The sequence below is a fragment of the Nocardia farcinica genome (assembly GCF_029867845.1).
Classification (GTDB): domain Bacteria; phylum Actinomycetota; class Actinomycetes; order Mycobacteriales; family Mycobacteriaceae; genus Nocardia; species Nocardia farcinica_A.
The window spans coordinates 1-6,984 of sequence record NZ_JARWRU010001341.1 but is presented as its reverse complement, the minus strand read 5'-3'; the positions used below and the strand labels follow the sequence as shown (position 1 = coordinate 6,984).

The following is a 6,984-nucleotide window of genomic DNA, read 5'->3' as shown; positions in this document are numbered from 1 at the left end:
GGGCCGGGCCGATCCCGGTGGTCCGCGCCGGCGTCCCGGGGCCGGTCAGCCGCGCGGTCGCCGCCGCCGCCCGCGCCGTCGGCCTGCCCGAACGCGAGGATCTCAACGCCGCGCCCGGCGATGGCCCCGACACCGTACTGGCCTGGGTGCCGTGCAATGTCGGGGCGGGCAGGCGGGTCGGCGCCGCCGCGGCCTACCTGCTGCCCGCCGCGCACCGTCCGAACCTGCGCGTGCTCGGCGAGGCCGAGGCGTCGCGGGTGCTGGTGCGCCGTGGCCGGGCCGTCGGTGTCGAGTTCCGCCGCGGCGGCGCCGTCGAGACCGCGACGGCGGAGCGGGTGGTGCTGTGCGCGGGCGCGGTGGAGAGCGCCGCCCTGCTGTTGCGTTCGGGTATCGGTCCCGACGCGGACGCGATCTCGGACGGCGTTCCGCTGGTCCATCCCGCGCCGGTGGGGCGATGGTTCACCGATCATCCCGAGATCGGCCTGGACTACCGTCTCGACGCGCGCCCGGCCGGCCGGCCGACGGTGCCCCTGGAGTATGTCGTCGATCTCGACGACATCGAACTGCGGCCCTACACGGTGCGATTCACCCCAGGCGTGCACCGGCTCGGGATCGCCCTGATGCGTCCGCGCTCGGCTGGTGTGCTCGGCCTGGCCGCCGGCGATTCCGCCGCACCCCCGCGTATCGAGCACCGTTACCTGTCCGAGCCCGCCGATCGGGCGCGATTGCTGGCGGCCGCCGCGCTGGCGGAAGAATTGCTGGCAGCACTTCCCGGCGCGCGCGTGCTCACCCCGGTCCCCGCCGCCGCCGATCCAGGGGCGGGCGCCTGGCTGCGCGAGCGGCTCGGCACCTCCCAGCACCTCGCGGGGACCTGCCGGATGGGTGCCGCGGACGACGAGCGCGCCGTGGTCGATCACGCCCTGCGGGTTCACGGCGTGGACGGGCTGTCGGTGGTGGATCTGTCGGTGGTTCCGGTGCCGCTGAGTCGCGGTCCGCAGGCGAGCGCGGTGATGATCGCCGAGCGCGCGGCCATCGGCCGAGGTGAGCCGACCACCCCGCCGGTAAATCCGAAAGGCAAGTGAGTCACAATTCGCCGGGTGATCGCCGCGCTGTGACCTGTGGGACAAAGCTACAGAAGCTCCCCGCGTCGAAAGGAACCCGCCTGTAAGGTTTGGGGCGGAAAGAAAGGCAAATGGTCAGCAATCTCGCAGGTGGGCGGCCCCCACGGCACCGCGTCGAGCCGGGCACGCAACTCGGTGCGCTGGAAGCCTATGCCGCACAGGCGCACGGATATCTCAGCGCGGGCGGCGAACAGCTCTCGCAGCTGGCCGGTCTGTTGCGTCCCGTCGTGCTGGACTCGTGGCTGCGCAGCCTGCGCAGTGGCGTCGATCCGATGGAGGTGCTCGGCGCGCGCGGCCTGCGCGGCGCCGACCTGCAGCGCTATCGCGACGCCCACGCCATGGCCCAGCTCATGCCGCTGATCGACAAGCTGCTCGTCCAGGACGCCGCCCGCAGCGGGCTGGTCGTGGCGGTGGCCGACCAGTTCGGTCGGGTGCTGTCGGTGCACGGCAATCCCGACCGGGTGGCCGCCGCCGCCGAGGTGGGCCTGCGCGCGGGTGACGACCTGAGCGAACGCCGCGTCGGCACCAATGCCGCCGGTCTCGTGGTCCGCACCGGCCGCGCCGCCTGGATCCACGGCCCCGAGCACTTCCTGCACCGGATGCACCGCATCACCTGCGCCGCCGCGCCCGTGCACGACCCGGATGGCAGGCTCGTCGGCGTGCTCATGGTGGCGGGTGGCGTCCGTGTGGCCCGGCCGGAGATCCTGGCGCTGGTCAAGGCCACCGCCACCGCCGCCGAGATGGATCTGGTGATGACCGCCATGCGCTCGGCTCGCGGCGAGCAGGCCGGGCGGAACGGCCTCGGGGCCCCCGGCTCCGCGTCGCCCGCCGAGGCGCGCTCGCTCGGCCTCGAGGTGCTCGGCCAGGGGCAGCCGCAGCTGACGATCGCGGGGGAGCGGGTGCCGTTGTCGCAGCGCCACGCCGAGATCTTGCTACTGCTCGCCGAGCACCCCGAGGGGCTCGGCGCCGACCATCTGGCGCTGCTGCTCGACGACACCGATCTGGACAACGGCACCATCCGCGCCGCGGTCTCGCGCCTGCGCTCGGTGGTCGGCCCGACCGTCTTCGGTTCGCGCCCCTACCGTCTGCGCGTGCCGGTCGCAACCGATGTGGACGCGCTGCGGGCGGCGTTGGATTCCGGTGATGTCGACAGCGCATTACGTATCCACGCCGGACCGGTGCTGCCGCGCTCGACCGCGCCGGGCATCGTCGACATCCGCGACGAACTGCGGGCCCGGTTGCGCTCGGCGGTGCTGGCATCCAGAGATTCCGTGGTCTTGCGCAGATGGACCTCCAGTGCTGAGGGGCGCGACGACGCGACGGCCTGGGCCGTCTACCGCTCCTGCGTCGATCGTGATTCGCCGTTGTATGCCCAGATCGAGGCGAAGATCCGGGTGCTCGACCGCAGGTTGGGCGCCGATGCAACGCGAATGCAACGTTTCGGCTCATAGTCTGCACACCAGACAGTGTGATAACTCACTCCGCGGCTGCCCCCGGCACCGCGCGATGGTCGCTGTCCTGGTGTTTCTACTGCGTACAAGAATCTGGACGCTTGACCGAAATATTTCTCTGGAACAGGTTACTTTTTATTCGATCACCGCTTAAGGTTCGCAGTGCACGCAACGATCGTGTGACGCAGAGAACACAGCCCGGTCTCGACCACGGACCGCGAGCGTTCGAAAGTTGGAGGAACGATCACAAGCTAGACCCACCCGGCGCGGACCTCTCCGCGCATCGGTAGGCGGGCGCCGCCCGCCGTCTCGTTCAACGCAATCTGTCGGATCCCGCGCGCGGCGACCTCGTCCCCGCCGATCGCGCGCTCGCCGAAATACGCCCGTCGGGCTCATCGTCCGCCCGCGTCCGGTCGTCGCGACCTTTCGCCGGGCTGATCGGTGCTGCCCGAAAACCCTCGGGCAGTGGTTCTTTCACCGGTCAAGGAGGCTCTGGTGCACGGTACGGAGTTGGATGGATGCGGCGCGCGGCCCGGCGAGAACGCCTCCGACCGGCGCGACGCGCGGTATTTCCCGCTCTCGCCCGCGCAACTGGGTGTCTGGTACGCGCAGCTGCTCGACCCGCAGACCCCGATCAACATCGCGCAGTACGTCGACCTGCGCGGTGATCTGGATGTCGAACTGCTGCAGGAGGTTTCGCCGCGGGCCGCGCTGGACTACGGCTCCGGCTTCGTGCGCCTGACCGAGATCGACGGCGTGCCGCACCAGTGCGTCGACCCGGAACTGTCCCGCGAGCTGGCGGTGATCGACTTCCGCGAGCACGCCGATCCGGTGGCCGCGGCGACCGAGTGGATGCGCGCCGACGCCGCCGCGCCGGTCGACCTGCTGCGCGACCGCCTCACCCGCGGCGCGGTGCTGCGCGTGGGCGAGCGCCGTTGGTTCTGGTACCTGCGCGCGCACCACATCGTGCTCGACGGCTACGGCGCCCTGGTCAACACCCAGCGGGTCGCCGAGCTGTACACCGCCCACGTGCGCGGCGAGCAGGCTCCCGAGGTGCGCCCGGCCGCGCTGTCGGAGCTGGTGGCAGGCGAGCAGGCCTATCGCGAGAGCAGCCGGTTCGAGACCGATCGCGCGCACTGGGCCGAACGGGTGGCCGGTCTGGACAGCGTGACCAGCCTGGACGGGCGCAGCGCGCCACGCGCGGCGAGCAATCTGGTGGTCGGCAGGCCGCTGCCCGCCGATCTGGCCGAGCGGATGAACACCATCGCCGCGACCGAGGACTCCACCATCGCCGCGGTGCTGATCGCAGCCTTCGCCGGCTACCTCGGCAGGCTCACCGACCGCTCCGACGTGGTGCTCAGCCTTCCGGTCACCGCCCGCACCACCGCGGCCATGCGCCGCTCGACCGGCATGCTGTCCAACATCGTGCCGCTGCGGCTACCGGTCGGCCGGATCGGCTGGGGCGAGCTGCTGCGCGCGACCCGCGTCGAGCTGGCGGGCGCCCTGCGCCACCAGCGTTACCGGCACGAGGACATCCGCCGCGACGCCGAGCACGACGGCCGCCCCGCGCACCGCGCCCTGTTCGGCCCGTTGGCCAACATCATGCTGTTCGACCGCGACCTGCGTCTGGGCGACACCGTCGGCCGCTACCACGTGCTGTCCACCGGTCCCATCGAGGACCTGAGCATGAACGTCTACTACGGCGAGCGCGACAGCGTGCACGTGGACTTCGAGGCCAACCCGAACCTCTACCGCCCCGACGACCTCGCCCGCCACCACGCCCGCTTCCTCGGCTACCTGAACCGCCTGGTCGACGCGGGGCCGGAGGACGACCTGGCCGCGATCCCGGTGACCACCGACCTCGAGGTCGAGGTCAGCACCAGGATCTGGAACGCCACCGGCTTCGACGTGCGGGCCGCCCTCGGTCCCGCGCTCGGCGGCTCGCCCACCCTGGTCTCGATGTTCGCCGCCCAGGTCGCGCGCACCCCCGACGCGCCCGCCCTCGACTACGCGGGCGATCCCGCGGCCGCGCTCACCTACCGGCAGCTGTCGGCGCGGGTGAACCGGCTGGCCCGCCACCTGATCGCGCTGGGCGTCGGCCCGGACAGCCCGGTCGCGCTGCACATGCGCCGGTCGCCGGAGCTGGTGATCGCCATGTACGCGGTGCTGGCCGCGGGCGGCGCCTACGTGCCCATCGACCCCGACCACCCCGCCGAGCGCACCGCACACATCCTGCGCACCGCCACCCCCATGTGCGTGCTGACCGCGGGCGGCGTCGAGCCGCCGGAGACCGGCGCACCGGTGTTGCGGGTCGACGAGCTCGACCTGTCCGGCCACCCGGACGGCCCGGTGTGGGATCGCGAGCGCCGCGGCCCGCTGAGCCCGCGTCACCTGGCCTACGTCATCTTCACCTCCGGCTCGACCGGTCTGCCCAAGGGCGTGGCCGTCACCCACGAGGCGATCGTGAACCGGCTGGTGTGGATGCAGCAGACCTATCGGCTCACCGCCGCCGACGTGGTGTTGCAGAAGACCCCGGCCACCTTCGATGTCTCGGTCTGGGAGTTCTTCTGGCCCTTGCAGGTCGGCGCGCGGCTGGTGCTCGCCCGTCCCGACGATCATCGCGATCCGGTCGCGCTGCGCCGCGTCATCGCCGAACACGCCGTCACCACCGCGCATTTCGTGCCCTCGATGCTGGAGGCCTTCCTCGGCAGGCAGGACGGCGACCCCGGCGAGATCGCCCCCACGCTGCGCCAGGTCTTCGCCTCCGGCGAGGCGCTGCCCGCCGCACTGGCCCAGCGCCTGCGGGTGCTCACCGGGGTGCGGCTGCACAATCTCTACGGACCGACCGAAGCGGCGGTCGACGTCACCTTCCACGAGGTGACCGACACCGACATCGCGACGGTTCCGATCGGCGCGCCGGTCTTCAACACGCGTCTGTACGTGCTGGACTCGCGGCTGCGACCGGTGCCGGTCGGTGCGCCGGGTGAGCTGTATCTGTCGGGGGTACAGCTCGCCCGGGGCTATCTCGCGCGCCCCGGCCTGACCGCCGACCGCTTCGTCGCCGATCCCTTCGACTCCGGCGCCAGGATGTACCGCACCGGCGATTTGGTGCGCTGGACCACCGACGGCGAGCTGGAATACCTGGGCCGCACCGACTTCCAGGTGAAGCTGCGCGGCCTGCGCATCGAACTCGGCGAGATCGAGTCCGTGCTGGCCGGGGTGGACGGCGTGGTGCGCGCGGTCGTGGTGGTCCGCGACGACGCGGGCGTCGGCGAGCAACTGGTCGGCTACGTGATGGAGGCCGAGCCGGGCGCGGTGCGGCCGGAGCAGCTGCGCGCCGCCGCGCTCGCGTCCCTGCCCGCCTACATGGCGCCTGCCTCCTATGTGGTGCTCGACGCGTTGCCGGTCAACGCCTCCGGCAAGCTCGACCGCGCCGCGCTGCCCGCTCCCGAACGCACCGTCCACACCTACGCCGAACCGGCCACCCCGGTGGAAGCGGCGGTGGCGCGGGCCTTCTCCGAGGTGCTGGAGCGGGATCGGATCGGCCGCGACGACGACTTCTTCGCCCTCGGCGGCAACAGCCTGGTGGCCACGCAGGTGGCGGCCCGGCTGTCGGCCGAGCTGGACTGCGCGCTCTCGGTTCGCGACATGTTCACCGCCACCACGGTGCGTGAACTCGCCGAACTGATCGAGCGGGCAGGCGGGACCGGCGGCGGCTCGGGCCGCCGGCTGCGGGTGGTGCCGCGGCCGCCGCTGGTTCCGCTCTCGCCCGCCCAGCAGCGGATCTGGTTCCTGAGCCGGTTGGAGCAGGACGGCTCCTACGGCCCCGGCGGCGGCGCCTATCACATGCCCTTCGTGCTGCGGTTGAGCGGCGCGCTCGACGTGGCCGCCCTGCACGCGGCGCTGGCCGATGTGCTCGACCGGCAGGAGGTGCTGCGCACCGTCTTCCGTGTGGTCGCCGACGGCGCGCCCCGCCAGGAGGTGCTTCCGGTCGCCGGTCTCACCGTCGCGGTGGAGTTCGTCTCCGAGCGCGAACTCGACGCCGCGGTCTCCGCCTTCGCCGCCCGCCCCTTCGCCCTCGACCGCGAGATCCCGTTCCGGGTAGCGTTGTTCCTGGTCGGCGCGGGGGAGTACGCGCTGGCGATCGTGCTGCACCACATCGCCGCCGACGGTCTCTCGCTCCCGGTGCTTGCCGCCGACACCGCCGCCGCCTACGCCGCCCGCCGCGACGGTCACCAACCGCGTTGGGCGCCGCTGCCCATGCAGTACGCCGACTACGCGATCTGGCAGCGCGAACGCCTCGGCGCGGCCGACGATCCCGAATCCCTGGCCGCCCGCCAGCTCGCCTTCTGGAGGGCCGAACTCGCCGGTGCCCCTGAGCATCTCGAACTGCCGGCCGACCGCCCGCGCCC

Annotated in this window: 3 protein-coding genes; all 3 read left to right on the top strand. The window is 72.3% G+C overall.

Annotated features, from left to right (window positions below; all coding sequences use genetic code 11):
- A partial coding sequence (mftG, locus tag QH283_RS30135) for a mycofactocin dehydrogenase MftG (protein WP_280506302.1) occupies positions 1-1,082 on the top strand: 1,082 nt, incomplete at its 5' end.
- A gap of 110 nt (positions 1,083-1,192) precedes the next feature.
- Positions 1,193-2,572, top strand: coding sequence for a GAF domain-containing protein (locus QH283_RS30130; protein WP_280506301.1), 1,380 nt, complete (start codon positions 1,193-1,195; stop codon positions 2,570-2,572).
- Between the two features lie 495 nt (positions 2,573-3,067).
- Positions 3,068-6,984: amino acid adenylation domain-containing protein (locus QH283_RS30125; protein ID WP_280506300.1), on the top strand; the 3,917-nt coding region annotated here is incomplete at its 3' end.

Excerpts from the sequence above, each read along its gene's own strand:
- QH283_RS30130 (WP_280506301.1), top strand. The coding sequence starts at position 1,193 with ATGGTCAGCAATCTCGCAGGTGGGCGGCCCCCACGGCACCGCGTCGAG.